Genomic DNA, 25370 nt, shown 5'->3' on the forward strand with positions numbered 1-25370 from the left:
CGCTGGACTGAGCAAGTCGCGAGGGCGTTATTCTGTTCGACGGCAAGATCGTTGCGAGATACACTAGGAGCACTCACTCTCATCATAAAAAAAAGCCTACATCCCGAGGCGATTAATGCTCTTGTTCGTTCGTATAGTCGTTCTCATGGCACTTGGCGCTGGTGCCTTCGCCAGTGTCAATGCGGCAACTTACAAGGCAAAACTTCTCAATCCGAGTGGTGGCCCGCAAGTTGTCGCAGTCGAAGTTGCCGACAGCACGATCGGAGGTTATCGCACCGAGGCGTCTGGAAACCGTCATGCGATCCGCTGGCACGGCTCAGTTCCAACGGCACTTGATCTTCATCCTAACGGATTTGTCGAGTCCCAGATTTTTGCGATTGGAGAGAATCAACAAGGTGGACTTGGAAGACTCACTAACGGTCGATCGCATGCACTATTGTGGCGAAATACCGCCGCTTCAGTCATTGATCTTCATCCGCCTGGCTTCACATCTTCGGAAATTGACGATGTGTTCGGGGACAGTCAAGTTGGCCTTGGAACTGGTGCAACTACCGGGGGAGGCGTTCATGCGTTGCTGTGGCGCGGATCAGTATCGAGTGTAGTCGATCTCCACCCAGTAGGGTTTGAGCGGACATTTGGTAGAGCTCTGACCGCCACCCAGCAAGTTGGCTCCGGATATGGTTCGCTGACGGGAGGCGAAGAGCATGCGCTACTTTGGAGCGGTACTAGCGCTAGCATGGTCGATCTGCATCCTGGTGGTTTCATAGCAAGTATGGCCGTCGGTATTTCCAATGGAATACAGGTGGGCTCTGGGTTGGTATCAGGAACGGACGTAAGCCATGCGCTCGTATGGAAGGGAACGGCGGCTAGCGTCGTCGATTTTCATCCCGCTGAGTTCAGATCGAGCGCGGTTTCCGACGCGGCAGGAGCTTACCAAGTCGGCACCGGGGCGCTTTCTGACGGCGCCACGCGTGCTCTGCTTTGGGAAGGAACGCCCGATAGCGTGATTAACTTGCATTCAACACTCGCTAACTTGGGGCAATTCACCCGTTCGACTGCCCATGCCGTTAATGCACAAGGCGTCGTAGTCGGCTCCGCGCGCTCTGCCGCTGGATTCACTTACGCTGTGATGTGGTCGCCCATTCCCGAACCAGCAGCAAGTGTACTGGCCATGGCCGGATTTGCGGCGGTGGCTTCTAGACGGTGCAGAAGCGCACGTGTCTTTTGAGTAAGCACTAAAAACGAGCTTGCACCGCACTCGGCCCCCCATGCTCACCTACCTCCGCTACGCCCTGGCGACCGTTTGCATCGCGGCGAGCGTTGGGTGTTTGGCGTTGTGGTGGAGAAGTGCGACCCATTATGAGATGACCCTCGGAAGTCTTAATAATTCGCAGCTTTTTCAGCTGTACGCCTATTGTGGCGGTTGTAAGGTTGGGCTCGGTGACTTCGGGCCGACCAACTGGAAATACGACTGGAAATACAAGTCAGTCGAATTCGATCCTGAGTTTGCATCTTTAAACTCTTCCCGTCCGCACTTCGCCGCGTCAGTGAGATACCAACCACGCACATCGCTTCGCGTTTCTTTCCCTCTCTGGTATTCCACCTTAGTCTTCGCCCTCGCCGGCGTAGCCTCTCTACGTCTTGGCCGACGCTTCACTATCCGCTCGGCGATCATCGCCACGACCGTCGTAGCTGGGCTGCTGGGGATGGCGGTGATTCTGTAGGAAGCTCCCGCGCCGGCGGTTAGAATGCGGGATATTCATTTCCCATCCCGAGCTCAGGGAAGGTCAGATGTCAGCCTACATTCCGATGCTCGCCCTAATCGTAATGATCGCATTCGCCCTGGCGGTCGTCGGGTTGATGGGCTTAGCCGCGTGGGCGCTCGTTCGAGTGATCCGTCGAAATCCGCCACAGTCGGGGCTCTGGGATCATCGAAGTCAACGCTGACTCCGGCCGGGAGGCTGGGGGCGGTGGTAGTGAGAACACCCCAAAGTAAGGCAACTTTATTCACGGTCACTTTATGAAACAAACCGCCTTACTCGCGGCGTTCATCGCAACAGCGTTCTTCCGCCCGGTCGTCGCCGCCGAGTTCGTGGTAAAGCCTAACATTTCCCCCAACAACGTTTATAGCTTCTACGTTGATGGCGGCAATTTCAACGGGTCTTTCGATACTATTTTTTTCCAAGCGAAGAGCTATCGAGGATCTTTCATCAATACATTTAGCGGTGCCACTTGGGACGTTGTTCGTCCACCGGGCGACCCCTTCACCTACCCGAACCGGATGTTGACGGCCGATCCGCTGGACTGGCCGGGCGGCCTGGCCCTCACTCAAGTTGGCTTGACTAACACCAGCCAAGAGTTGTCGTTCACGGCCGGGAAGCTTGGCGGTACGATCACGACTGCCGCTGAGCCCGGCGGCGACTTGTTCCTTGGAAATGTGATGACGAGTAGCGGAGGCGGTTTTTCCTTCCAGGTTCAACTTATATCGGCCGGAAACATCCTCTATGATTCGGGCATTAATACCATTCCGCTCACAGATCCAACGTTTCCCGAACCGAGTGGCTTGGTGATCGCCGCGGTGGGGATGGTCGGCCTCCTCTCCTCACGCCGCCTTCGCCGTCCGCAGGGATGAGGGGGAAGGGCGTCAGAACTCACCGATTCGTCCGTAGGGATACGCAGCCTCTGGGAACAGGCTCCGGAGTTGATTGATCTCTTGAGCGTCCATTGCCGGATCGACTAGCAGCGCGTTGTAGCCGCTCTCGCCGAACAGCCGCAGCAAGCCAGGAGCGGGGACTGGGTGCCCTCCTGCGACGCGGCCAGACCTTATCGCCTCTCCCCGCTGATTGTGCCAGTCGACATGCCGCCACATCACGACCGCCACGATCGCCGTGACGGCCAGCATGACGCGAAGGGTGAAGCGGGGGCGGAGCATGGGGAGCTTGCTAGTTCAAGGAAGACTTCTAGTCGGCATTGGAGTGGCAAATACCGCTTCTGCTTCAGGAAAGAGTTTCTTCACTCGTTTGAGTTCCCCCTCCCGGTGAATTGGATCGCGATAATGAACCGTGAACTCGTTGTAGCCTCGCTCGCCGAAGATGCCGAGCAAACCAGGAGCAACCGGCGGAAAACTCGATTGCTTCAAATTAAAGGTCGGCACTACTTCGCCGGTTGCGATTGCCGCTCGGCGTTGTCGAATCCAGTTCAGATGGTAGCCAAAGAAAAGAGCTAGCAGCGTCATCACCACCAGCATGGCGCGGAGCGAGAACCGCGGTAGTAGCCGACGCAATGACATGATTCGTGGCAGTCTATCAGAAATCCGACCGCACCAGATGCCCCAGTTCGCGCGCTCGACGGTGGGCGAAGGGAATCACACCAGCCAAGCGAGAATCGCGTGAGCGTGGCGCTGAGGGCCTCTCCGCTCGAATGGGCTTTGAGCTACGCGAAGACTACTCACGCGTTCCCGACACGCGAAGGGGCGGGGGGCGATTCAAAATCTCCGAGCAAGGCAAAAGGGGACCCTATTGATGGACCGTCCGATAACGCCTGCCGTTGCTAATCGTTCCCACATGCTCACCTACCTCCGCTACGCCCTGGCGACCGTTTGCCTCGCGGCTAGCGTTGGGTGTTTGGCATTGTGGGGATGGAGTTACACTTATTTTTACCAAGCGATCTTAGGCATTCCCTTTAAGGTGGAAAGGGTGTGTTTGACGGCATCTTACGGCAACTTTGATGTGATCGCTGAAGAACCCGGCTCGCACTTTCCATTTAAACAACGATGGTTGTTCACGACAAAACACAATGACTCGATCGATAGATTTTGTGACATGGGTATGGCGCGGCGCGCGGGCTTCGACTGGGGACTCGTGGGCGGTTACGGTCCCCTCTGGTATCCCGTGCTCGTCTTCGGTCTCTCGGGCGTCGGAGTTCTGAGGCTCAACCGCTTCACGCTCCGCTCTGCGATCATCGCCACGACCGTCGTGGCTGGACTGTTGGGGGTGGCGGTGGGGATGAGAAATGATTTGGCGGCGGTTAGAATGCGGAGAATGCTCGCCTACTATCTAGAATTCGGCCCCATCGAAACGGCAGTCGTACTCGTTCTGGGAGCGATTGCCGCCGCCATTCTCGTCAAGCTGAAGCGCAACGTGTAAGGCAATGGCCCCGGCCGGGAGTCTGGGAGCGGTTGTAGTGAGAACACCCCCAAGTAAAGCAACTTCATCCACGGTCACTTTATGAAACAAACCGTCTTACTCGCGGCGTTCATCGCAACAGCGTTTTTCCGCCCGGTCGTCGCCGCCGAGTTCGTGGTAAAGCCTAACATTTCCCTCAACAACGTTTATAACTTCTACGTTGATGGCGGCAATTTCAACGGGTCTTTCGATACTATTTTTTTCCAAGCGAAGAGCTATCGGGGATCTTTCATCAATGCAAACAGCGGTGCCTCCGCGGGCGTCCCCCGTCCACCGGGGGATCTCTTCACCTACCCGAACCGGATGTTGACAGCCGATCCGCTGGATTTTCCGGGCGGCCTGGCCCTCACGCAAGTTGGCTTGATTAACAACGGCCAAGAGTTGTCGTTCACCGTTGGTAAGCTTGGCGGTACGATCACGACCGCCGCTGAGAACGCCGGAGACTTGTTCCTCGGGAACGTGATGATGAGTAGCGGAGGCGGTTTTTCCTACCAGATTCAACTCATATCAGCGGGAAATGTCCTCTATGATACGGGCATCAATACCATTCCGCTCACAGATCCAACGTTTCCCGAACCGAGTGGCTTGGTGATCGCCGCGGTGGGGATGGTCGGCCTCCTCTCCTCACGCCGCCTTCGCCGCCCGCAGGGATGAGAGAGTAGTAGTTTAGATGATTCACCCAGCACACTACTTGATCACGCCTAAGCCAGAGCTCGTCGCGCTCATCGGCACGAATAGTGATCCCGACGTCTTGTACATTCTTGAGCGGCAGCTCTGGGAAAACCACGAGGGAGACAGGATCTCACGGGACGCTCAAGCCAAACGAGTAAAGAGAGCATTCGCCACGCAGGCCGTAGACATGCTGCGGAACTTTCCGGGGCTTCAGCAGATGCAGTTTTCGAGTCCAGCGACATCCGTTGATTTCGATCGATGGTGGATCGCCGAAAAATTTGAGATGTGTGAGGAAGTCGAGGATATCGAAGAGCGGTACGGTCTCGACGGGAAAGGCGGTAGCGATTGGAACTAACGTCCCACTCGTAGGGTGAAGCGGTGGCGGGGCATGGGAAGCCGATATTCGTTAATAGCCGCCGTCTGGATCGCTGAAATCGACTTCCCGAATCTCGGCCTCCGGAAAGAGTCGTCTCAATCGCGCACGTTCAGGTTCACTAATCAGGCTCGTGTCCACCACAATCCTCGTGTGTCCGCCTTCGCCAAAGAGCCACAGGAGCCCCGGCGCGGGAGTCAACGTGTCTTCCGCGAATGCGCCTCTAGGGGAAACCCCGTCTCTAAACGCAGCATGTCGTTGCCGTATCCAGAGAAGGCTGTAGCAACACCAAAGGCAGAGCACCGTTATCGCCACGAGCATGGTTCTGACTGAGAACCGCGGTCGCAAGTGACGCAGCAGCTTCATTCGCGGCAGTCTATCAAGAAAACGACCGCACCAGATGCCCCAGTTCGCGCGCTCGAAGATTGGCAAGCGGAATCACACCGGCGACCGTCCGAGCGCGAGAGGAGGGCTGCTAGCGCGCGTAGCGGCGTGGCCGTGACTTCACGACGTGGAGACTACTCTCCAGGTTTCCGATTTATGAAGGGGCGGGAGGCGATTAAGAATCTCATGGCGAGCACGCCGCGCCCGTCGTCAGCGAGCCGCCGGAGGCGTTCAATCGGTCGACCGCCATTCTGACCAGCCACTGATGCTTTCCAAGCGAGCGAAGCTGCCAGGCGTCCTCGATCAGCGTTTCCCTGCTGACTGTAAGGTGGCGGACTGCCGATGAAGCAGCAAAGCGGCGTGGAGTGCGTCGGATGACTCGTCGGGCGATGGAAGATGCGTCGATTGATCGGCGTTGACAGCAAGTCAGTCATGGTGGCTGACTCCGGCTAATTCCAAGATTCGCTGACGGACGGCACTTGGAAGCGTCGGCCATCGGCAAACCAACAATTCGGTCTCGGCTTGGACTTGGTGCAAATCGGCTGAAACTGCACCGGAAAACGCAGCGCATTTGAACGACGAATCTCCTAAGTTGCTTTCATGTATGGTGTTTAGGTCGTTCGATTCGAGTCCCGACAGGCTCATTTCAGCTCTTGAGCAGTTAGTGAGGAGGAGCGGTCGTCCGAAATTCCGCGGCGACCGCTCGCCCACGCTCCGCTGCTGGCTCTTGCAGTTGCATAGCGCGCGGCGTCATCAAGCGCATTTTGTTCGAGTTAACGTGACTTATCACGGTCGGCGTCACTGGTTGGGCGAGATTTTCTGGGCGATCATCGCTGAATGCCCAATTCAATTGAAGGCAACTGCCGTTCGACGAATTGTTCGGACTCAGACAGACCCGACCCTTGTCATCATCGCGCAGTTACTATGAACCGCGATTGCCGATTGTTTGCTGCGTTACTATTGCAGATTGGGCTTGCGAGCACTCCGACCACGGCACGCGAGGGCCCGCAAGTGATCGGCGATGAAGTGAGCGCTCCGCCGGCCATAGCGCCCGCGAAGTCGACTGAGACGGGGTTGCTTCTGGAGCCGCCGCTCGATCTCGCCTGGTACACGCGTGAAAAGTTCGTGGAGCAAAGTTCGACGGTTGGCGTCGAAAAGATCCGCAAGGCGTGGACGTCGCCGGTCGTTCCTCTAGACGCTCCAACCCGCCCGGAGGCGCGCGGCCTAACCGAGGAGGAGGTGAAGCACTACATGCGCGAGGCCAAACGACGCTTCGACCGCGGCGGCGCGATCCCCGTTTCGGACGTCGGGCTGATTAGTACCCAAGAGGACGTCATTCGGCAGCCAATGCTGAATCACATCTCCGCTTTCGAAAATGACGCGGTCCGCGTCTATTTGTTGGTGCAGAAGACGGCGTCGGACGCAGGCTGGGGGTACTTTGCGATCGTCCAGGACATGACGCTTGATCCGCCGCGCGACTACTATGCGCAGATCCACACGGAATCAGACATCCGTTTCGAGGGAACCAGTTGCTACAAGTGTCATTCGTCGGGACCCCTTGCGATCCACCCCGCACGCGAAGACCTAGTGCTTGATGCGAAGCTCGCAGCCGCGTTCAACCAGCATGTTAGCGAGCAAGTCAGATCGGAGTTTCACTTTCCATCGAACTCGCCGATGCCGCCGCAGGGAAAAGCCCTCGCGTTAGAGGCCTGCACCGCGTGCCATGCGGAAGACGGAGTGCGCGCGCCGCTCTATCAGGTCCACTCCCACCCGATCCGCGTGCTGGTCGACTTCGGGTACATGCCCCCTGACGAACGACTTTCGCCTGAAGAGATTACGGAACTGAGGGCGTGGCTGGATGCAAAGGAATGAACGCGATTGCCGGTCCATCTCGGCGGCTGCCCGCGAAAGTCGATCGGTCGGCCTGCGGGTTGCCGAGTTCAGCGCCTAGGTTGTTGCGGTGATTGGCGGGGGGCCTCACGCATTGGGCAGTTGCCAATTGCCGATTGGCTTCTAGTATTCATTCTCCAAGTACGCGAAACCAAGCCGGCCAACTCGGTTGGTGTCCAGAGGTCGGCCGGCTTGGTGGAGCGTGTGCGGCCATCATTTGGTGCTCGAGCTGTGCCCCTCGGGCTCCGGCCGGCGAAGTTCCTTGGCAGCATCGATGCTATCACTCCGACCTTGCGAACTTGTAATCCCATCCGTCTTGGTTGGAATTGATCCCAGCGCCGACAATCCGTCCTCGTTTTTAGCGACGCGCCTCGCGGGGATGACGGAATGGGTCTGCAACGAGAGCTGGAGTCACAAGGTCAGTGGCTATTTCGCTGGCGCAGCTTCCTGCCGCTAGCAATCGCGCCGCTCTTCGGCATCGCCCTCGTCAACACTAGTCGGCCATTCGGCAGCTATCGGTTCCATGAGTATTGGGAGTTTTTCTGTTTAGGCGTCTCATTCACGGGGCTGGCGATTCGCGTCATGACGGCCGGCGTCGTTCCCGCGGATACTTCAGGACGGAATACGAAAAGCCAGCTCGCCGCCAGCCTGAACACATCGGGCGTCTACTCGGTCGTGAGACATCCGCTGTATGTCGGCAACTACCTGATCGGTCTCGGAGCGGCACTGGTTCCGTTCGAGTGGTGGCTGGCGACCGTTTATACCTTGGCTTATTGGATTTACTACGAACGGATCATGTTTGCCGAAGAGCAATTTCTCCGGGCGCAGTTCGGGGCGACGTTCGAGGAGTGGGCTCGCCGCACGCCCGCCTTTCTCCCCAAGTTCAAGGCTTGGCGGCCGGCTGACTATAGCTTCTCGATCCGCACGGTGCTCCGGCGAGAATACACGGCGTTGCTGGTGGTCATTGCCCTGCATGCCGCGATTGAAACCGCCGAGCACTGGTTCATCGACGGCCGGATCGTCTACGAGATTTTTTGGGGCTGTTTGTTAGGGTTTGGCGTGCTGTCTTACCTCATCGTGCGATCAATCAAAAAGAACACTCAATGGCTTGAGCAACCGGGGCGATGACCGGCTGCACGATTGCAACGAGGACATGGCCCTGCCAGCGGCCGAGCTGGGCGCGGCGCCTGACTAGCGGGAGTTCTCCGCGGGCGCTGGCTCTTGCGCGGGCGGCGTAGGTTCAGGCTCAATCGCAACGTCAAACCGACCAGTGGAGTTCGCAAAGCCGCGGGGCATCGCCGCGGTATTGAATTCGGCGACGAGCTCGCCAGCGCCGTTGACGGCTATCAGGCCGGCGGTTTCTTTGGGCAGCCGCTCGTTGATTTGCACGGCGACGGCTTCAGCGAGCGCGGCCCCGCCGTATCGCATGCGCGCGATCACGTCGTAACACACTGCGTTGCGAATGAACAGTTCGCCGACGCCCGTGCCAGAGATCGCGCAGGTCTCGTTGTCCGCGTAGGTCCCGGCGCCGATGATGGGCGAATCGCCGACGCGGCCGAACCTCTTCATCGACAGACCCCCCGTCGACGTTCCGGCGGCCAGGTTGCCGTGCGTGTCGAGGGCGACGCAGCCCACGGTGCCATAGTGGTCGGGGCGGAGGTCGACGGAAACTTTTTTGCCGTCGCCGGTTGATTTCCGTTGTTGGCTGTCCGCGGCGTCGGCTTTGGCCTTTTCAAACTCGCGCCTGGTTTCGTCGGTCCAAAAGTATTCCGGCGCGACGAGCTCGACGCCGCTTTCTCGCGCGAATCTGTCAACGCCCTCGCCCGCAATGAGGACGTGCTTGGTGTCGGTCATCACGCGCCGGGCGAGGGCGATCGGATTCTTCACCGTCATCGCGCCGGCGACGGCTCCCGCGGAGCGATCGGCTCCGTTCATGATCGAAGCGTCGAGCTGATGCTGCCCGGTCGCCGTGAAGGTCGCCCCCCGACCCGCATTGAAGGGCGGGGCGTCTTCGAGCACCCGTATCGCCTGCTCCACCGCGTCGAGACTGCTCCCCCCTTTTGCCAGAACGTCGCGGCCCGCACCGAGCGCCTGTTCTAAATCGGCCATCATCTCCGCCCGCTTTTCCGGAGTCAGATTCGCCCATTCGCCAGCGCCGCCATGAATGGCGATGGCGTAGCGGGGCGTCGCCGCGTCCGCGGCCACAGCGGCGCGTTGGTGCTGTCCGCTGGCGACGAGGACTGCCAACGCAACGGCCAGTCGCTTCGACGCAAAGAAAACGTTTTTCGTCATGGATTCGTCGCGAAAAGTGGTGATGCCTGCCAACCGCTGCAGCATAGTGGAGCGAGTTGCTCCCCGCCAGCAAATCCCGCTGCCATCTACCATGCGAAACACGTCGCTCATCGCCTCACTGGTCGTTTGTTCGGTTCTCCTGGCTGCCGTTGGCGCCGATGTGGGTCACGCGAGTGAGCGCTCGAACCCGATTGTCGCCGAAAACCAGCGCGAAGGGTCGCTCGACTGGCAGTTGACGCGCGTCCGCGTCGACGGCGATGGTTTTCGCTCGCCCTGGATCGAGGGCTATTGTTCGAAGCAAAGCGTCAAGGCGGGCGAGTCGATTGAGATCATGGTCTCGACCAATCCGCCGCAGAAGTTCGAGATCGAAATCTTTCGCATGGGATACTACGGCGGTCGCGGCGCCCGGCTGATGACAAAGCTCGGCCCGTTCGATGGCGTCACGCAGCCCGATCCGGAGAAAGGCGGAAAAAATCTTCACGAATGCAGGTGGCCCGCCGCGACGACGCTTACGATCCCCAGTGACTGGCTGAGCGGCGTTTACCTCGGCCGACTCACGACGCTTCCCGAGGAGAAGAACGCTCCGTACTGGCAGAGTTACGTCATCTTCATTGTCACCGACGACCGCCCCGCTGACATCTTGTTCCAATGTGCCGACAATACCTGGCAAGCCTACAACCGCTGGCCGAACAACTACTCCGTCTACACGCATCCCGACGGCGGGCAGGGCCCCTGGGCCGACGTGAGCTTTGATCGACCTTACGGCCGCGAAGCGCAGCACGATGCCATCGTCAATGACCCGCTGACCGTCGGCTCGGGCGAGTTTTTACCGTTCGAGTTCCCGCTGGCCTACTGGCTCGAGGAGCAAGGCTACGACGTGGCGTACTGCTCAAACAGCGACATGCTCAGCCCCGACCGCGGGTTGAAATGCAACGCCTTCATCAGCGTTGGCCACGACGAGTATTGGGACATCCGCCAGTTTCGCAGCGTCGAGGCGCTGCGCGACGCTGGCGTCGATCTTCTCTTCCTTTCCGGTAACGCTGTCTGCTGGGTCACGCCGTATCGCGCGAGCGCCGACGGTCGACCGAACCGAATCATGTTTCGCGGCGGACCCTACGGCGCTGATAACGATTACGCTCAGCAACGGGAGCGCGAGCACGGTCCGTTCCCCGAGCGCGGCCCGGATGAGGGATTGCTCATCGGCGCCCGCAACATCGAGCCGGTCAACGGCGGGGGGGACTGGATCGTGACCATGCCTGAACATTGGATGTTCAATGGCACGGGGATGAAGCCGGGAGACCGCATCCCGGGGCTGATCGGGTGGGAGTACCACGGCGACGCGGCGAAGCTTCCGGGTTTAGAGATCGTCGGCGCCGGAACGGCCTGGGTCAGCGGCGACGTGCCACAGCAATGGACCGCCACCATTTACCCGGGGCCGAGGGAGAATTTCGTCTTCAACGCCGCATCGATCTTCTGGTCGCAGGGCCTTAGCTCGCCGCCGGGGCACACGTTGCCGTGGTCGCACTGGTCGCGGCCGCATGGGCCAGATCTCCGGGTCCAGCGGATCACGAAGAATTTGCTCGATCGAGCCCTTAAGACGGCAACGTCGGCAGAACAGTAACTGCCATATTGGCGGAATCGCTGCGCGGCCGTGAATTCCACCCGTCGTCCGCTCCCGGCCAGTTGCGGCCGCCAAATCCCGAGGATTGCCGGCTGCAACCCGACGACCCCGCGCGTTGGCACGTTGCTTGCCTTAAAGCTTCTCTACACCACGGTCTGGCTGCCATTTCCGGCACGCCGCCCGCTCCCAGGCCCCAATTCGCGGCGGCGGCGACTATCGCAAAGCCCTTAAGCCGTTTAGATTTAGCGATTCGCTGCAGTCCGCTCCAGGCAAGCCTACACACCCGAATCACCGTCCGGCTCGCCCCGCAGGGGCGCCGGGCCTATCGCATCAGCCTTTTGAGGAGGATTTTCACGTGCCCAAGCAGATGGTCTTTGAAGACGACGCCCGCAAGTCGTTGGCGGCCGGGGTCGAGAAGTTGGCCCGCGCCGTACGCAGCACGCTTGGCCCGCGCGGCCGCAATGCCGTGCTCGACAAGGGATGGGGCTCGCCGAAGGTGACCAAGGACGGCGTCACCGTCGCCGAGGACATCGAACTTGAAGACGCCTACGAAAACTTGGGCGCCCAGCTCGTGAAGGAAGCGGCCAGCAAGACGAACGACGTCGCCGGCGACGGCACGACGACCGCGACCGTCCTGGCCGAGGGCATCTTCCGCGAGGGGGTGAAGATGCTGGCCGCTGGCGCCGATGCGATGGCGCTCAGCCGCGGCATCCAGAAGGCCGTCACCGCCGTCACCGACGCCATTGAAAAGATGGCCGAGCCGATCGAAGTGAAGGACAAGAAGAGCCTGCAGCAGATCGCGACGATTGCCGGCAACAACGACCCGACGATCGGCGCCGTCCTCGCGGATGCGTTTGCGAAGGTCGGCAAAGACGGCGTGATCACCGTCGAAGAAGGTCGCGGCAATGAGACGACCGTCGAGGTCGTCGAAGGGATGCAGTTCGATCGCGGCTACCTGTCGCCCCATTTCGTCACGAACGAAGACGACCAAACCGCCGACCTCGACAACTGCCTCGTCTTGGTCTTTGAAGAAAAGATCTCCAATGCCAAGAGCCTCGTGCCGGTGCTCGAAGCCGTCTCGAAGGCGGGTCGCCCGCTGCTGATCATCGCCGAGGACGTCGAAGGCGAAGCCTTGGCGACTTTGGTCGTCAACAAGCTCCGCGGCATCGTCCAGGCATGTGCCGTGAAGGCCCCCGGCTACGGCGATCGCCGCAAGGCGATGCTCGGCGATATTGCGACCCTCACTGGCGCTACGGCGATCTTCAAGGATCTCGGCATTAAGCTCGACGGCGTTCAGCTCTCCGATCTCGGCAAGTGTCGCAAGGTGATCGTCTCCAGCGACAACACGACGATGGTCGGCGGCGGCGGCAAGAAGGAAGCGATCACCGGCCGTGCCGAGCAGATTCGCCGCGAGATCGAAACGACCGACAGCGACTACGACCGCGAGAAGCTCCAGGAGCGCCTGGCGAAGCTCGCCGGCGGCGTGGCCGAAATCAAAGTTGGCGCTGCGACCGAAACCGAAATGAAGGAACGCAAGGACCTGCTCGTCGACGCCAAGAGCGCTACGCAAGCCGCGCTGGCCGAGGGCGTGGTCCCTGGCGGCGGCGTCGCGTTGCTCCGGGCCGAAAAGGCGATCGACAAGCTCGGCCTTCAAGGGGACCAAAAGCTTGGCGCTGAGATCATTCGCAAGGTGCTCGATTATCCGTTGCGGGCCATCGCCGAAAACGCCGGCATCGACGGCGCCGTCGTCGTGAACCGCGTTCGCCAGCTGAAGGGCAAGAACGACGGCTACAACGCCGACAAAGACGAGTACGGCGACATGATCGCCGCCGGCGTCATTGACCCCGCGAAGGTCGTTCGCACGGCTCTGCAAAACGCCGCGAGCGTTGCGGCTCTGCTGCTCACCACCGACGCGCTGATCACCGACCTTCCGAAGAAGGAAGAAGAAGGTGGCGGCGGCCATGATCACCACGACCACGGCATGGGTGGGATGGGCGGCATGGGCGGAATGGGAATGGGCGGCATGGGTGGTATGGGCGGCATGATGTAAGCCGAAAGGCTGTCGGCTCTCGGCTATCAGCCAGCCAGCTGGACGTTCGGCCGATTGCCCAACCGCCCAACTCAAATTCGATCAACACCTCAAATAAACATAAGCAAGGACTCCAAACTCATGGCCAAAATCAAACTTCGTCCACTCGATGATCGCGTTGTCGTTCAGCCCCTTGAGGCAGAAGAAGTTACCGCCGGCGGCATCGTGCTGCCCGATGCCGCCAAGGAGAAGCCGCAGCGCGGCAAAGTCGTCGCCGTTGGCGGCGGGAAGCTGCTGGATAGCGGCAAGCGCGGCGAACTCTCCGTCACCGTGGGCGACGAAGTCATCTTCGGCAAGTACGGCGGTTCGGAAGTCGAAGTCAACGGCGAAGAATACAAGATCCTTCGCGAGAGCGACATCCTGGCGAAAGTCGTCGGCTAATACGCCGCCTCCGTGCTACGGACTGGTCGCTTAAGCGACCAGTCCAGCCTCGGAGCAGACGTTCCACTCAAAACAATTCACTCCTGAATCAGGAACCTTACAGTGCCCAAGCAACTCATGTTCGACGACGCAGCCCGAGCGAAATTGCTCCGTGGCGTCGACAAGCTGGCCGATGCGGTGGCCGTCACTATGGGCCCCACCGGCCGTAACGTCATCATCAACAAGTCCTTCGGCGGTCCGACCGTCACAAAGGACGGCGTCACCGTCAGCAAGGAAATCGAACTCGAAGATCCTTTCGAGAACATGGGCGCCAAGCTCGTGCACGAGGTCGCCGACAAAACGTCGACCCTCGCCGGCGACGGCACCACGACGGCGACGGTTCTGGCCCGCGCTATCCTCCGCGAGGGCGCCCGCAACATCGTTGCCGGCAGTAACCCGATGGCCGTCCAGCGCGGCATCCGCAAGGGCGTCGAAGCCGCCGTCGCGAAGCTTGACGAAATGAGCAAGAAGGTCTCCAGCAAGGAGCAGATTGCTCAAGTCGGCGCCATCAGCGCGAACAACGATCGCGTCATCGGCGACCTGCTGGCCGACGCCATGGAAAAGGTCGGCAAGGACGGCGTCATCACCGTCGAAGAAGGGAAGTCGACCGACACGACGCTCGAGTTCGTCGAGGGCATGCAGTTCGACAAGGGCTATCTCTCGCCCTACTTCATCAATCAAACCGCCGACATGGCGTGCGTCCTCAACGACGCCTACATCCTGATTCACGAGAAGAAAATCAGCAACCTCCGCGAGCTCGTGCCGATCCTGGAGCAGGCGAGCCAAAAGGCGAAGCCGATCCTGATCATCGCCGAAGACGTTGAAGGCGAAGCGCTCGCCGCCCTGGTAGTGAATAAGCTCCGCGGCGTCCTCAACATCTGCGCCGTCAAGGCCCCTGGCTTCGGCGATCGCCGCAAGGCGATGCTGGGCGACATTGCCGCCCTCACCGGCGGTACGCTCATCAGCGAAGATCTGGGCATCAAGCTCGAAAGCGTCACCCTCGAGCAACTCGGCCGTGCCAAGAAGATTACCGTCACCAAGGACAACAGCACGATTGTCCAAGGCGCCGGCGCCAACGCCGACGTGAAGAAGCGGATCGATCAGCTTCGCAAGGGGATCGAGAACACCACCAGCGATTACGATCGCGAGAAGCTCCAGGAGCGGCTCGCCAAGCTCACTGGCGGCGTGGCGATCATCTCGGTCGGCGCCAACAGCGAGGCCGAGATGAAGCAGAAGAAGGCCCGCGTCGAAGACGCCCTCCACGCCACCCGCGCAGCCGTCGAGGAAGGGATCTTGCCCGGCGGCGGCGTCGCCCTCATCCGCTGCAAGGAAGCCGTCGAGGCGGCCCGCAGCGGCGCCAAGGGCGACGAGAAGATCGGCGTCAACATCATCGCCGGCGTGCTGAGCGCTCCGCTGAAGCAGATTGCCGACAACTGCGGTCTAGACGGCAGCGTCGTCGCTGACGAAGTGAGCCGCAAGTCGGCTGCCATGGGCTACGACGCCAACAAGGGCGAGTACGTTGACATGTTCAAGGCTGGCGTCATCGACCCCACCAAGGTCGTGAAATCGGCGCTGTCGAACGCCGCGAGCATCGCTGGCTTGATTCTGACGACCGAGGCCCTCGTGACCAACCTCGACGGCAAGGATCAGGATAAGCGAGCCGTTGCCGGCAGCATCCGCTAAATCGGACGCCGAATAATTGAAAAGTTCGCAAGCCGGGCCACTCGATTGGCGATCAAACGAGTGGCCCGGTTGCGTGTGGCAGGATGAGAAGAGGGTTCAGGGCTCGGAGTTCAGGTTGGGAATGTCAGTTGTCGACGGTCCGTAGTCAGTTGGGAAAAAGGCGTGCACTCCATGTCTTTAGCGACTGACGACTGACAACGGACCACTGACAAATCAACGAACTTCGCCGCCCCTACGGATAGCCTCAATGGCGACCAAACGTTGCTACTACGAAACGCTCGAAGTAACCCGCACGGCGTCGGGCGGCGAAATCGCTGCGTCCTACCGGAAGCTCGCGGTGAAGTATCATCCCGACAAGAATCCGGGCGACGAGGAGGCGATCGCACGCTTCAAGGAATGCAGCGAAGCGTTCGAGGTTCTCAACGATCCTGAGAAGCGGGCTCGCTACGATCGCTACGGTCATGCCGGCGTCAATGGCGGCGGGGCAGGGCACTTCAACGACGTCGAAGACATCTTCTCGGCGTTCGGCGACATCTTTGGCGACATTTTTGGCGGGCGCTCGCGGGGCGGCCGTCGGGTACGGCGCGGACGCGACGTGCGGTGCGAGGTGACGCTCTCGCTCAAAGAAGCGGCCGAGGGCTGCCACAAGACAGTGACCTTCCATCGCCACGAGCCATGCACCACCTGCGACGGCAGCGGCGCGGCCCCTGGCAGCAAGCGCGAAGTCTGCTCCTATTGCGGCGGCCGCGGCCAAGTGATTCAGCAGGCCGGCATCGTCCGCATGCAAACGACCTGCCCGCAATGCCAAGGCGAAGGTTCGGCCGTCTCGAGCCCCTGCAAAACGTGTCGCGGCGCCGGTCAGACGGCCAAGAAAGTCGAAGCTGAAGTCGACGTCCCCGCCGGCGTCGACAACGGCATGCAGATCCGCATGACCGGTCAGGGCGAGCCGAGTCCGCAGGGCGGTCCCGCCGGCGATTGTTATTGCGTCGTCACCGTCCTGCCCCATCCGCTGTTTGAGCGCGAGGGTCAGCACCTGATTTGCCGCGTCCCAATCGCTTACTCGCAGGCCGTGTTAGGGGCCACGTTGGAGATGCCGACTCTCAGCGGTCGGGTAGAACTCAAAGTTCCCCCCGGTACTCAGTCAGGCGAAGTCTTCCGCCTCCGCGGCAAGGGGCTTCCCGATCCGCGCGTCCATGGCGTCGGCGATTTGCATGTGCAAGTCTCGATCGAAGTGCCGAAGAAAATCACGGCCGAAGAGAACGAACTATTGCGGAAGCTCGCCGAGCTCGAACGCAAAAACGTCGCTCCGGCCCGCAAAGGATTCTTCGACAAGGTGATGGAATTCTTTGCCCCCGAGGAAGAAGAACAGACCGAAGTGGAGGCGTCCTAGCGCCGCCAGGAGAATAAACAATGCAAAGCGGACCTTACCGACAAGATCAGCCGTCGCGCGACGGCGGCGACGACCGCCCTACCGACGCGCAGCTCGGAGGCGCCACGGCCGACGGCGCCCCGACGCCGAACGCCGGCATTGCCGATGAAACCAGCGGCGGCGATCTGCTCGAGATCGAGCTGAACGCCGAGCGCGATCGCAATCTTCGCTTGCGCGCCGAAATCGAAAACCTCCGCAGCCGCAGCTCTCGCGAACTGGGCGACCAGATTCGCTACGCCGCCTTGCCGATGGCCCGCGACCTGCTGCCGGTGCTCGACAATATCGACCGCGCCATCGCCGCCGGCGACAAAGCGGGCGAGAAGGGCCCGCTCGTCGACGGCATCAAGTTGGTCCGCCAGCAAATGATCGGCGTGCTGAAGCAACATCAGTGCGAAGAGATCGCGGCGCTCGGCGCCGAGTTCAACCCGCAGTTCCACGCGGCCATCTTGCAGCAGCCCTCTAGTGACGTCCCCCCCAATCATGTGATTATGGTCACGCAGGCTGGCTATCAACTGCACGACCGCGTCGTACGGCCAGCGCAAGTGATTGTATCGAGCGGGCCGGCATAACGGTCCGTTGTCCGTGGTCAGTCGTCAGTTGCTAAATGCAAGAATCGTCCTCTTCAGCAACTGACGACTGACAACGGACTACTGACGCGTCTCCACACTATCGTTCAAAATTTACTATCAAACGTTCTGCGTATGCCAACCTACGACTACGAATGCGATGCCTGCGGCCATGAGTTTGAGCTCTTCCAAGGGATCAACGACGCCGTACAGCGCAAGTGCCCTAAGTGCGGCAAGCTGAAGCTTCGCCGGCTTTTTGGCACTGGCGCCGCGGTCGTCTTCAAGGGCTCCGGCTTTTACGAGACCGACTACCGCAGCGATTCCTACAAGAAGGCCGCGGAAAAGGACAAGAAGTCCGCAGAAGGATCGAGCGATTCAGGCAAGAGCGAGAAGTCGGCGGAGAAATCGTCAGACGCGCCTTCCTCGGGCGGCGAATCGAAGAAGAACAGTTCCGGCTCAACCGAAGGGAAGTCGAAGCCCAAGAAGCCGAAAAAGGATTGAGCGGCTCGATCGGCGACCAGCCGCGCCGGCTGGTCGTTGGCCGGCGGCACTTGTTTGCATCACCATGCGCTGCCCCACCTGCGAACGCGAATTCCATCCCGCCGAATCCACGGCGTTGCCGTTCTGCAGTGATAGGTGCCGGCTGATCGACCTCGGCCGCTGGCTCGACGAGGGGTACGCGATGCCGGAACTAACTGAAGTGGAAGACGACCAGGAGTTCGACTCGGACGATTAGGCGTCCGCGGCCGCCGCGCGAACGCCAGCCGCGAAAATCCCCGGTCGCCGTGCCTCGTTCGCCGCGTATAATCGCGGCCACCCTATTTGACTCTTGCCGACGGCGTTTGCCGCTGACGCTTCCTCGCCGCCCCGCCGAACTCATGACGCTTCCCCCGCAGCAAGTCGCGTCGGTCCGCTGGGCCGCCGTTTTTCCTTGGCTGATTCTTGTCCGCGCCGCGCGGGTGGCCCTGATGATGCGCGTCATCTTCCTGGCCCTCATCGGCGTCGCCGCGACATCTGGGGGATGGCTGCTCGTCGAATCGTCGCCCCTGGGCGATCGCGCGCTCGGCGAACTGCAGGCTGAGCCGCAGGCGCGCATCTCCCCGCCGCGGTCGTTGGCACTGCCAGCGCCTGGCGAACCGGAGACAATGGTCATCCAGTCGAGCTACGCTCCCGGCCCGCTCGTCGGCGCGTGGCGCTGGGTCATCCAGCCTTTCACCAACATGCCGCGCGCCGCCGGCTGGCGCTCGCAACTGGCGCTGCTCTTGGCGGGTATCTGGTCGCTCTGCGTGTGGGCGCTGTTCGGCGGCGCCATCGCTCGCATCGCCGGCGTCTACCTCGCCTGCGGCGAAACCATCGGACCTCTCGCCGCGCTGCGCGCCTCGGCACGAACGTGGCGCTCGGCGGTCGGCGCGCTGCTGCTGGTGGCGCTGGCCATCACGCTACTGGCCCTGCCGCTCGTGCTGGCCGGTTTACTCCTTCGTTCGGACGTGATGGCGCTCTTGCTCGGATTCGCCTGGATCATCGCCCTTTGCGGCGGCGCCGCGACGGCAATTCTCGCGATCGGGCTCGGCTTCGGTTGGCCGTTGATGTGGTCCACGGTCGCCGTCGAACGCACCGATTCCTTCGACGCGATCAGTCGCGGTTTCGCATACCTCTATCAGCGGCCGCTCCATCTGCTGTTTTACTTTACGGCGGCGAGCGTCCTCGGCGCGCTCGCCCAGTTCGCCGTCGATTTTGGCGTGAGGACGACAACGGCGGCCACCGACGTCGCCGTCGGCATCGGGGCAGGGGAGGGACGACTCCGAGATCTCGGTTGGGACGGCAATGGCGTAAGCCATGATCTTAGCGAAGTCGGCGAGTTCGGCGCGACGGCCATTCAGTTTTGGACCAACGCCGTCCGCGCCGCCGCGAGGTACTTCCCGCTCGCCTATTTCTGGCCGGCGACCACGGCGATTTACTTGCTGCTGCGGCGCGACATCGACGGCGCCGAAATGACCGAGGTTGCGTTCGACGAGGGCGAACCAAAACCGGGCCTGCCGCGCCTGACGCCCGACGCCGCGACTGGCGTGCCGCAAGTCGAGCGATCGCCCGACGGCGCCACGCCTACAGAATGAAGGTCAAGGGCGGAGCCGGTGGCTCCTATGGCGCCGCGAGCCGCGAGACGAGCGCATCGAGTCGCCCCTCAAACTGCCCGCGCGTCACCACCTCATCGCATCCCGCCGCCGCGGCCGCCGCCAGCGAGTCCCGCTGCACATGCGGCCCGCCAGCGAGGATCGCGGCCTGCGGCGCCGCGGCCCGAATCTGCTGCACGACGCCCCCAATGTCGAGCCCCGGCGTTCGCAAGTCGATCGCGACAAGCTCAATCGCGTCCGCCGTGCACTCCTCAATGATGGCGCCAGGATCGCCGACGACCTTCACCGTCGCGCCATGCCGATCAGCGGCGCCTTGGGCCGCCGACATCAGCATCAGGTCAGAACTCAGAAGAATGAATTGCATGTGCGGTTACTGTCATCCTGAGCGTAGCGAAGGATCTAGAACATCAAGCGAGCGTCCAGATTTTTCGCTCCGCTCAGAATGACGGGGTCTATAGTTGACGCGAAGCGAAAGAAACTAAATCGCCCCCGGCCCGCGCGCCCCGTCGCTCACCTGAATCGCCTCCTCCATGGGTAGCACAAATACCTTGCCGTCGCCGATCGTCCCCTCGCCGCCGGTGCGGGCGACTTGCTCCAGGCACTCGATCGTCTTCTCGACGAAGTCGTCGTTCACGGCGATCTCCAGCGCCACCTTCCGCAGGAGGTTCGTCTTGTATTCGGCGCCGCGATAGGTCTCGTCTTGCCCGCGCTGCCGCGCAAACCCCATGGCATCGCCGACAGTAAGCCGCGAGACGCCGATCCGCCGCAGCGCTTCCTGCACCGCTTTGAGTTTGGGGGGTTGAATAATCGCGATGATAAGCTTCATAAACGCCGCCGCCTGACGAGAATCCAATCCTGTTGGGTAAGCTAGAGCATACCCCGCCGCGGTCGATTCGAGTAGGCGACCAACGTGCAGCATCGCCCAGGGACCCATCTTGCCTTCAATGAGCGCTCTCGTTCCTGAACTGATCTCGGTGCTTCGCCAGTGGCTGCCAACAGCCGAGCGAGCGCAGCTCTGCGGCCTCGGCGCGGGAAGCAGCTTCAGCGGCGCCGGCCTCTGGCGCGTTGAACACGGCGACTGCATCTATGTCCTCCGGCGCTGGCCGCCAGCCGCCGCTATGGGATGCCGCGTCACGAGCATCTCTTCGTTGCAGCGCCATCTCGCCGAGGCAGGCCTCCCCGTCGCCAGTCCGTTGCCGCTGCTCGAACACCCAGAGGCGCTCGTCTTCACAAAAATCGCCGTCGATCGCGACGTCGCCGCGTGGACGCTCACGCCATGGCTCCCCGGCGTCGCCGACTATTGGATCACGCCGCGCCACACGAAGCTCAAGGCGGCGGCGCGCACGCTCGCCGAGATCCATCTGAGCGCCAGCTCCTTCCCGGTTGGAGACAGGGCAGGGCCGGCGCGCATCGACCGTTCGCCGGCGCTAGTGGAACGCGGCGATCGGCTCGAGGCGCTGAAGTCTGGCGCTTGCGCGGATCTCGCTTACCATCTCGTCCAGACGCCGCCGACCGCCGCACGCGAAATTGCTTTCGAAGCCCTGGAGCTCATCCAGCGTTCGCTCGGCCGACTATGGCAGGAGTCACTCCGCTGGTGCGACGAACGTTTGCCGCTGCAATGGGTCATCCGCGACGTCTGGCACGACCATGTCTTGTTTACCGAAGACAAGGTCACCGGCGTGATCGACTTTGGCGCCGCCGCGGTCGATTCGCCGGCGGGCGATCTGGCACGCCTGCTCGGCAGTCTCGTCGGCGACGACGAAGCCGCTTGGCGCCTCGGCGTCGAGGCCTACCAAACCAAGCGCCCCTTGGCGCCGATCGAACTCGAAGCCGTCCGCTTTTTCGACGCCAGCGGCACGCTGCTGTCAGCGTTCAACTGGGTCCACTGGCTCTTCCGCGATCCTTCGGCGTTGGGACCAAATGTCTACCGCAACGCCGCCCGCCGTCGCCTCGAACGCCTCGTCGGCCGCATGCGGTGCCTATAGCAGGCCTGCTCCCAATCCCGTCCAGTAATCCACGGCAAACCGTAGCGTCTAACTCCTTAAACGGCTGCAGCCCCGCCGCCGATCGCCGTTGCTCGGCTTTCCCCCCAACCCTAAAATCTTGACATCCAGAGCTTGCGGGGGTTCCGCGCGCGGACGCCCCCACCCATCGTTAGAGCGAGTTTTCATAGTTGCGTAGCGTCTGGCATCCTGAGCAGAGCGAAGGATCTAGCTGGTCAAACGGGCTTCTAGATTCTTCGCTCCGCTCAGAATGACGCTGCAGCCAGCTGAAGCTCGCCATAGGAATTCGACGGAATGGCTTCATCACGACGTTACGGCCGATCAGGCTTCGCCGCTGCAGTATGGATGCTTGCGATCGCCAGCCTTGCCACGGCCCAGGTTCCCGACTTCGGCAAATTCGAGAGCAAGCTGGGCGGGGGACTAGGTGGATTCGGCAAGAAAGATCAGAAGGTCACCGTCACCTCTGAATTCACGCCCCCGATGGACGACGCCCCGGCGATGCTCTTCGTCACGGCGAAAATCGTCCCCGGGCTCCATCTCTACGCCATCGATCAAGGCAAACTTCCGGATGGGGACGGGCCCAGCACCACGGTCATCAAGCTCGACGCCGGCCAAGACGTGAAGCTGCTGGCGCCATTCCAGCACATCCAGCAACCAACGTCGCACGTCGACAATGTCGTCTGGAAGGGCCTGGAACTGCGCGAACACTACGACGAAGTGACCTGGTACGCCCCGGTCGAATTCGCCGCCAGCACCGATCCAGCGAAGGCCACGATTCGCGGCATGATCGACGGCCAAGCATGCGACGAGAATTCTTGCACCCCGGTTGAAGTGTCATTCGCAGCGAAAGTCGGCAAAGGAATCTCGATCCCCGCGGCGTCGCCGACCGCGGCAGCAGGGGGCGCCGCAAGCTCGTCGTCGGCCATCCCGTTCTGGAAGGTCGCCTGCTACGGCCTGCTCGGCGGCTTGATTCTCAACCTCATGCCGTGCGTACTCCCAGTGATCGGACTCAAGGTCCTCTCCTTCGCGGAGCAGGGCGGCCGCAGCCGCGCGAAGGTCCTCGGTTTAAATCTCGCTTACGTAGCTGGCTTACTGTCGGTATTCATGATCCTGGCGACGCTCGCCGCCGCCGTGCAACTCGGCCTGAACGACGAGAACTTCGGCTGGGGCGAGCTCTACACGCTCACCTGGTTCAAAGTGGCGATGGCGGCGCTTGTTTTCTCGATGGCGCTTAGCTTCCTCGGCGTTTGGGAGATCCCCATCCCAGGGTTCGCCGCGTCAAGCACAGCCTCGAAACTCTCGGCCGAAGAAGGTCCGTTCGGCGCCTTCTGCATGGGCATCTTTACCACGCTGCTCGCCACCCCCTGCAGCGGGCCCTTCCTGGGGCCGGTATTCGGCTACACGATCAGTCAGCCCGCTGCGGTGACGTTTCTCGTGTTTGGTTCCGTCGGCGTCGGCATGTCGTTGCCTTACTTACTGATCGGTTTGTTCCCCTCGCTGGTCAGCTGGTTGCCGAAGCCTGGCCCCTGGATGGAGACGCTCAAGCATCTGCTCGGCTTCGTCCTGCTAGGGACGGTCGTCTACCTTTTCTCGACCATCAACCAAGATTACTTCCTGGCGACGCTCGCACTACTGTTTGGCATCTGGTTCGGCTGCTGGGCGATCGGCCGAGTGCCGATCTACGCCGAAACCCCGGAGCGCGTCCGCGGCTGGATTGTCGGCATCCTCATCGCCGCGGTGATCGGGACCGGCTCGTTCCAACTCCTGACGCCAAGCGAGTCGGCCCTGCCGTGGCAACCCTACTCACCGCAGGCGCTGGCCGTCGCGCGAGCGCAAGGAAAGACGGTGATGGTCGACTTCACCGCCGATTGGTGTCTCACCTGCAAGACGAACCTCAAGCTCGCGATCAATCGCGAGGAGGTGAAGCAAGTCGTCCAAGAGAACGACGTCATCACCTTGGTCGCCGACTGGACCGACAAGAACGACATGATCAAAGCAGCGCTGCTGGAGCTGAACAGCCAAAGCATCCCGCTCCTGGCGATTTACCCCGGCGATCCCAGCCGCGAGGTCCAGGTGCTTCCTGACTTGCTCTCCAAATCGCAAGTCCTCGAAGCCCTTGCCGAAGCCGGCCCGTCGCTCGACCCTAAAACCGCCGCGGTCACTTCAGAGAAGAAGTAGCCGCGGGCGGGCGACCTGCCGGAGCGGCAGGGAATGGCGAGTTAGCGCCGTTCACGATTCAGCGCAGCGGCGACACCGCATCAATTCGTACCGCCGCTGCGCGGCTCATGCATTTTCTGCGCACGCCAATCCGTGGGCTTACGCCCACGGCTAAGTCATGTCGCCGCGTCGCGGCTGTTGTCGAAGCGGTGGCCGCCTACGCCCAGCGTCCTTCGCCGCTGCCTTCCACGATCCGACCAATCCGCCAGCTTTCAAACCCTTGGCTGGTCAGCTGCTGCTGGATGCTCTCGGCGTAGTAGTCGCTCACCACTAGGGTGAGGCCTATCCCCATGTTGAAGACGCGGAACATTTCGTCGTCTTCGACGTCCCCGAGCTTCTGCAGCCAAGCGAAGACTGGCGGGATGGGCCAACTGTCGCGAAAGATCTCGGCGTCGACGTTGTCGGGCAGCACGCGCGCGAGGTTCTCATGCAGACCGCCGCCGGTGATGTGGGCGATCCCATGGACGACGCTCTTCACCTTGTAATGATTGAGCACGTCGCGCACCGGGCGAGTGTAGAGCCGCGTCGGCGTCAGCAGCACGTCGCCGACCGACTGGTCGCTGAAGTCGACCTTGTCGTTTACTTTCAGCCCGGCGTGATCGAGGACGATCTTCCGCACGAGGCTGTAGCCGTTAGAGTGGATGCCGCTCGAGGCGATGCCGATCACCGCGTCGCCCGGCGATGAGTTCGCGCCGGTCAGCATCCGCGACTGCTCGACGATGCCGACGCAAAAACCGGCGAGGTCGTAATCGCCTGGCTGGTAGAGATCGGGCATGATGGCCGTCTCGCCACCTACGAGCGCCGCGTCGCAGTCGAGGCACCCTTGGCTGATGCCGCTGACGATTTGTTCCAAGAGCCCGGGATCGTCCGCCGCCATGGCGACATAGTCGAGAAAGAACAGCGGCTCGGCGCCGCAGCAGATCGCGTCGTTGACGCACATCGCCACGAGGTCAATGCCGACCGTATCGTGCCGACCGAGCAACTGGGCGACCTTCAGCTTGGTGCCGACGCCGTCAGTGCAGGAGACCAGCACCGGCTCCTTGTAGTTTCGCGCAAACAGCCCGCCGGCGAAGTCGAGCTTAAACAGCCCGGCAAACCCGTTGGCCCACGGCAATACCCGCGGGCAATGCGTCCGCCGCATCAACCGCGGCAGCCGCGACATCGACTCCTCGTAGGTGGCCAGATCGACGCCCGAGTCTTTGTAAGTCAGTTTTGCCATTAAGCTTGCTTGCGTGAAGGCGGCTGCAAGCGAGCGATTTTAAGGGCCGAACCGCCGACCGTCGAGGGTCGGAGCCGGGTGAGGGAGAAATGACGAATTCCCGAATGACGAATGACGAATGAAGGTCGCTTGCGTCCTTCATTCGTCACTCAGATTTCGTCATTCGCCATTTTTGGGCGTCCTTGGCAGTTCAACT

The 25370-nt window shown here is 61.4% G+C and carries 25 protein-coding genes; 19 read left to right on the forward strand and 6 right to left on the reverse strand.

Going from position 1 to position 25370, the window contains the following annotated elements; genetic code table 11:
- Nucleotides 1-145 precede the first annotated feature (145 nt).
- The 3 genes from I41_RS10320 to I41_RS10330 all read left to right on the forward strand — a co-directional run bounded on the left by I41_RS10320 (nucleotide 146) and on the right by I41_RS10330 (nucleotide 2632).
- The gene (locus I41_RS10320) at nucleotides 146-1228 is read left to right on the forward strand and encodes a hypothetical protein (RefSeq protein ID WP_145432466.1); all 1083 of its coding nucleotides are present in this window, start codon (nucleotides 146-148) and stop codon (nucleotides 1226-1228) included.
- A 40-nt stretch (nucleotides 1229-1268) separates the two neighbouring features.
- Nucleotides 1269-1724, forward strand: a complete 456-nt coding sequence (locus tag I41_RS10325) for a hypothetical protein (RefSeq protein ID WP_145432467.1) — start codon at nucleotides 1269-1271, stop codon at nucleotides 1722-1724.
- Between the two features lie 296 nt (nucleotides 1725-2020).
- Nucleotides 2021-2632 carry a hypothetical protein gene (locus I41_RS10330; RefSeq protein WP_145432468.1) on the forward strand — a complete coding sequence of 204 codons (612 nt, stop codon included), beginning with the start codon at nucleotides 2021-2023 and terminating at the stop codon, nucleotides 2630-2632.
- A gap of 12 nt (nucleotides 2633-2644) precedes the next feature.
- Here the strand turns inward: I41_RS10330 and I41_RS10335 are convergent, their stop codons facing one another.
- The gene (locus I41_RS10335; protein ID WP_145432469.1) at nucleotides 2645-2932 is read right to left on the reverse strand and encodes a hypothetical protein; all 288 of its coding nucleotides are present in this window, start codon (nucleotides 2930-2932) and stop codon (nucleotides 2645-2647) included.
- A gap of 15 nt (nucleotides 2933-2947) precedes the next feature.
- A complete protein-coding gene (locus tag I41_RS10340) occupies nucleotides 2948-3247 on the reverse strand; it encodes a hypothetical protein (RefSeq protein ID WP_145432470.1) in 300 nt (99 codons plus the stop codon).
- Between the two features lie 274 nt (nucleotides 3248-3521).
- On the opposite strand from I41_RS10340, the gene I41_RS10345 reads away from it, so the two are divergent.
- The 5 genes from I41_RS10345 to I41_RS10365 all read left to right on the forward strand — a co-directional run bounded on the left by I41_RS10345 (nucleotide 3522) and on the right by I41_RS10365 (nucleotide 8631).
- The gene (locus I41_RS10345) at nucleotides 3522-4145 is read left to right on the forward strand and encodes a hypothetical protein (RefSeq protein WP_145432471.1); all 624 of its coding nucleotides are present in this window, start codon (nucleotides 3522-3524) and stop codon (nucleotides 4143-4145) included.
- A gap of 81 nt (nucleotides 4146-4226) precedes the next feature.
- Entirely contained in the window at nucleotides 4227-4838 is a 612-nt protein-coding gene (locus I41_RS10350; RefSeq protein WP_145432472.1) for a hypothetical protein, read from the forward strand.
- 16 nt (nucleotides 4839-4854) lie between these two features.
- Nucleotides 4855-5211, forward strand: coding sequence for a hypothetical protein (locus I41_RS10355; protein ID WP_145432473.1), 357 nt, complete (start codon nucleotides 4855-4857; stop codon nucleotides 5209-5211).
- 1326 nt (nucleotides 5212-6537) lie between these two features.
- The gene (locus tag I41_RS10360) at nucleotides 6538-7485 is read left to right on the forward strand and encodes a c-type cytochrome (protein ID WP_145432474.1); all 948 of its coding nucleotides are present in this window, start codon (nucleotides 6538-6540) and stop codon (nucleotides 7483-7485) included.
- A 405-nt stretch (nucleotides 7486-7890) separates the two neighbouring features.
- Entirely contained in the window at nucleotides 7891-8631 is a 741-nt protein-coding gene (locus tag I41_RS10365) for a methyltransferase family protein (RefSeq protein ID WP_145432475.1), read from the forward strand.
- Nucleotides 8632-8694: 63 nt separating this feature from the next.
- Here the strand turns inward: I41_RS10365 and I41_RS10370 are convergent, their stop codons facing one another.
- A complete protein-coding gene (locus tag I41_RS10370) occupies nucleotides 8695-9795 on the reverse strand; it encodes an isoaspartyl peptidase/L-asparaginase family protein (protein WP_210421149.1) in 1101 nt (366 codons plus the stop codon).
- 91 nt (nucleotides 9796-9886) lie between these two features.
- Between I41_RS10370 and I41_RS10375 the strand changes: the two genes are divergently transcribed.
- The 9 genes from I41_RS10375 to I41_RS10415 all read left to right on the forward strand — a co-directional run bounded on the left by I41_RS10375 (nucleotide 9887) and on the right by I41_RS10415 (nucleotide 19717).
- Entirely contained in the window at nucleotides 9887-11416 is a 1530-nt protein-coding gene (locus I41_RS10375) for a N,N-dimethylformamidase beta subunit family domain-containing protein (protein WP_210421150.1), read from the forward strand.
- A 355-nt stretch (nucleotides 11417-11771) separates the two neighbouring features.
- Nucleotides 11772-13466: a chaperonin GroEL gene (gene groL / locus I41_RS10380; protein WP_210421151.1), complete on the forward strand. Its 1695-nt coding sequence runs from the start codon at nucleotides 11772-11774 to the stop codon at nucleotides 13464-13466.
- Between the two features lie 120 nt (nucleotides 13467-13586).
- Nucleotides 13587-13886: a co-chaperone GroES gene (gene groES, locus I41_RS10385; protein WP_145432476.1), complete on the forward strand. Its 300-nt coding sequence runs from the start codon at nucleotides 13587-13589 to the stop codon at nucleotides 13884-13886.
- A 102-nt stretch (nucleotides 13887-13988) separates the two neighbouring features.
- Nucleotides 13989-15608, forward strand: a complete 1620-nt coding sequence (gene groL, locus I41_RS10390; RefSeq protein ID WP_145432477.1) for a chaperonin GroEL — start codon at nucleotides 13989-13991, stop codon at nucleotides 15606-15608.
- A gap of 247 nt (nucleotides 15609-15855) precedes the next feature.
- A complete protein-coding gene (gene dnaJ, locus I41_RS10395; protein ID WP_145432478.1) occupies nucleotides 15856-16998 on the forward strand; it encodes a molecular chaperone DnaJ in 1143 nt (380 codons plus the stop codon).
- A gap of 20 nt (nucleotides 16999-17018) precedes the next feature.
- Nucleotides 17019-17606, forward strand: a complete 588-nt coding sequence (locus I41_RS10400; protein WP_145432479.1) for a nucleotide exchange factor GrpE — start codon at nucleotides 17019-17021, stop codon at nucleotides 17604-17606.
- Between the two features lie 132 nt (nucleotides 17607-17738).
- On the forward strand, nucleotides 17739-18104 hold the full coding sequence (locus I41_RS10405; RefSeq protein ID WP_145432480.1) for an FmdB family zinc ribbon protein: 366 nt from the start codon (nucleotides 17739-17741) through the stop codon (nucleotides 18102-18104).
- A gap of 64 nt (nucleotides 18105-18168) precedes the next feature.
- Nucleotides 18169-18339 carry a DNA gyrase inhibitor YacG gene (locus I41_RS10410; RefSeq protein ID WP_145432481.1) on the forward strand — a complete coding sequence of 57 codons (171 nt, stop codon included), beginning with the start codon at nucleotides 18169-18171 and terminating at the stop codon, nucleotides 18337-18339.
- 142 nt (nucleotides 18340-18481) lie between these two features.
- The gene (locus tag I41_RS10415; protein WP_145432482.1) at nucleotides 18482-19717 is read left to right on the forward strand and encodes a hypothetical protein; all 1236 of its coding nucleotides are present in this window, start codon (nucleotides 18482-18484) and stop codon (nucleotides 19715-19717) included.
- A 25-nt stretch (nucleotides 19718-19742) separates the two neighbouring features.
- On the opposite strand, the gene I41_RS10420 is transcribed toward I41_RS10415, so the two are convergent.
- Both I41_RS10420 and I41_RS10425 read right to left on the reverse strand, forming a co-directional pair.
- Entirely contained in the window at nucleotides 19743-20099 is a 357-nt protein-coding gene (locus I41_RS10420) for a hypothetical protein (RefSeq protein ID WP_145432483.1), read from the reverse strand.
- Nucleotides 20100-20213: 114 nt separating this feature from the next.
- On the reverse strand, nucleotides 20214-20561 hold the full coding sequence (locus tag I41_RS10425; protein WP_145432484.1) for a P-II family nitrogen regulator: 348 nt from the start codon (nucleotides 20559-20561) through the stop codon (nucleotides 20214-20216).
- Nucleotides 20562-20679: 118 nt separating this feature from the next.
- Here I41_RS10425 and I41_RS10430 point away from each other — a divergent pair, with 118 nt between their 5' ends.
- Nucleotides 20680-21720, forward strand: a complete 1041-nt coding sequence (locus I41_RS10430) for a phosphotransferase (RefSeq protein ID WP_145432485.1) — start codon at nucleotides 20680-20682, stop codon at nucleotides 21718-21720.
- Between the two features lie 312 nt (nucleotides 21721-22032).
- Nucleotides 22033-23916, forward strand: a complete 1884-nt coding sequence (locus I41_RS10435) for a protein-disulfide reductase DsbD family protein (RefSeq protein WP_145432486.1) — start codon at nucleotides 22033-22035, stop codon at nucleotides 23914-23916.
- A gap of 196 nt (nucleotides 23917-24112) precedes the next feature.
- Here I41_RS10435 and purM read toward each other — a convergent pair whose 3' ends face one another.
- A complete protein-coding gene (gene purM, locus I41_RS10440) occupies nucleotides 24113-25174 on the reverse strand; it encodes a phosphoribosylformylglycinamidine cyclo-ligase (RefSeq protein ID WP_145432487.1) in 1062 nt (353 codons plus the stop codon).
- Between the last annotated feature and the right edge of the window lie 196 nt (nucleotides 25175-25370).

The organism is Lacipirellula limnantheis (assembly GCF_007746075.1).
GTDB lineage: Bacteria > Planctomycetota > Planctomycetia > Pirellulales > Lacipirellulaceae > Lacipirellula > Lacipirellula limnantheis.

Coding starts and splice junctions, on each gene's coding strand:
- I41_RS10415 (WP_145432482.1), top strand. CDS start 18,482: ATGACGCTTCCCCCGCAGCAAGTCGCGTCGGTCCGCTGGGCCGCCGTT.
- I41_RS10405 (WP_145432480.1), top strand. CDS start 17,739: ATGCCAACCTACGACTACGAATGCGATGCCTGCGGCCATGAGTTTGAG.
- I41_RS10400 (WP_145432479.1), top strand. CDS start 17,019: ATGCAAAGCGGACCTTACCGACAAGATCAGCCGTCGCGCGACGGCGGC.
- I41_RS10435 (WP_145432486.1), top strand. CDS start 22,033: ATGGCTTCATCACGACGTTACGGCCGATCAGGCTTCGCCGCTGCAGTA.
- I41_RS10350 (WP_145432472.1), top strand. CDS start 4,227: ATGAAACAAACCGTCTTACTCGCGGCGTTCATCGCAACAGCGTTTTTC.
- groES (WP_145432476.1), top strand. CDS start 13,587: ATGGCCAAAATCAAACTTCGTCCACTCGATGATCGCGTTGTCGTTCAG.
- I41_RS10335 (WP_145432469.1), bottom strand. CDS start 2,932: ATGCTCCGCCCCCGCTTCACCCTTCGCGTCATGCTGGCCGTCACGGCG.
- I41_RS10330 (WP_145432468.1), top strand. CDS start 2,021: ATGAAACAAACCGCCTTACTCGCGGCGTTCATCGCAACAGCGTTCTTC.
- I41_RS10430 (WP_145432485.1), top strand. CDS start 20,680: ATGAGCGCTCTCGTTCCTGAACTGATCTCGGTGCTTCGCCAGTGGCTG.
- I41_RS10320 (WP_145432466.1), top strand. CDS start 146: ATGGCACTTGGCGCTGGTGCCTTCGCCAGTGTCAATGCGGCAACTTAC.
- I41_RS10370 (WP_210421149.1), bottom strand. CDS start 9,795: ATGACGAAAAACGTTTTCTTTGCGTCGAAGCGACTGGCCGTTGCGTTG.
- I41_RS10355 (WP_145432473.1), top strand. CDS start 4,855: ATGATTCACCCAGCACACTACTTGATCACGCCTAAGCCAGAGCTCGTC.
- dnaJ (WP_145432478.1), top strand. CDS start 15,856: ATGGCGACCAAACGTTGCTACTACGAAACGCTCGAAGTAACCCGCACG.
- I41_RS10365 (WP_145432475.1), top strand. CDS start 7,891: ATGGGTCTGCAACGAGAGCTGGAGTCACAAGGTCAGTGGCTATTTCGC.
- I41_RS10425 (WP_145432484.1), bottom strand. CDS start 20,561: ATGAAGCTTATCATCGCGATTATTCAACCCCCCAAACTCAAAGCGGTG.
- I41_RS10325 (WP_145432467.1), top strand. CDS start 1,269: ATGCTCACCTACCTCCGCTACGCCCTGGCGACCGTTTGCATCGCGGCG.
- I41_RS10420 (WP_145432483.1), bottom strand. CDS start 20,099: ATGCAATTCATTCTTCTGAGTTCTGACCTGATGCTGATGTCGGCGGCC.
- I41_RS10340 (WP_145432470.1), bottom strand. CDS start 3,247: ATGCTGGTGGTGATGACGCTGCTAGCTCTTTTCTTTGGCTACCATCTG.
- I41_RS10410 (WP_145432481.1), top strand. CDS start 18,169: ATGCGCTGCCCCACCTGCGAACGCGAATTCCATCCCGCCGAATCCACG.
- purM (WP_145432487.1), bottom strand. CDS start 25,174: ATGGCAAAACTGACTTACAAAGACTCGGGCGTCGATCTGGCCACCTAC.
- I41_RS10375 (WP_210421150.1), top strand. CDS start 9,887: ATGCGAAACACGTCGCTCATCGCCTCACTGGTCGTTTGTTCGGTTCTC.
- I41_RS10360 (WP_145432474.1), top strand. CDS start 6,538: ATGAACCGCGATTGCCGATTGTTTGCTGCGTTACTATTGCAGATTGGG.
- I41_RS10345 (WP_145432471.1), top strand. CDS start 3,522: ATGGACCGTCCGATAACGCCTGCCGTTGCTAATCGTTCCCACATGCTC.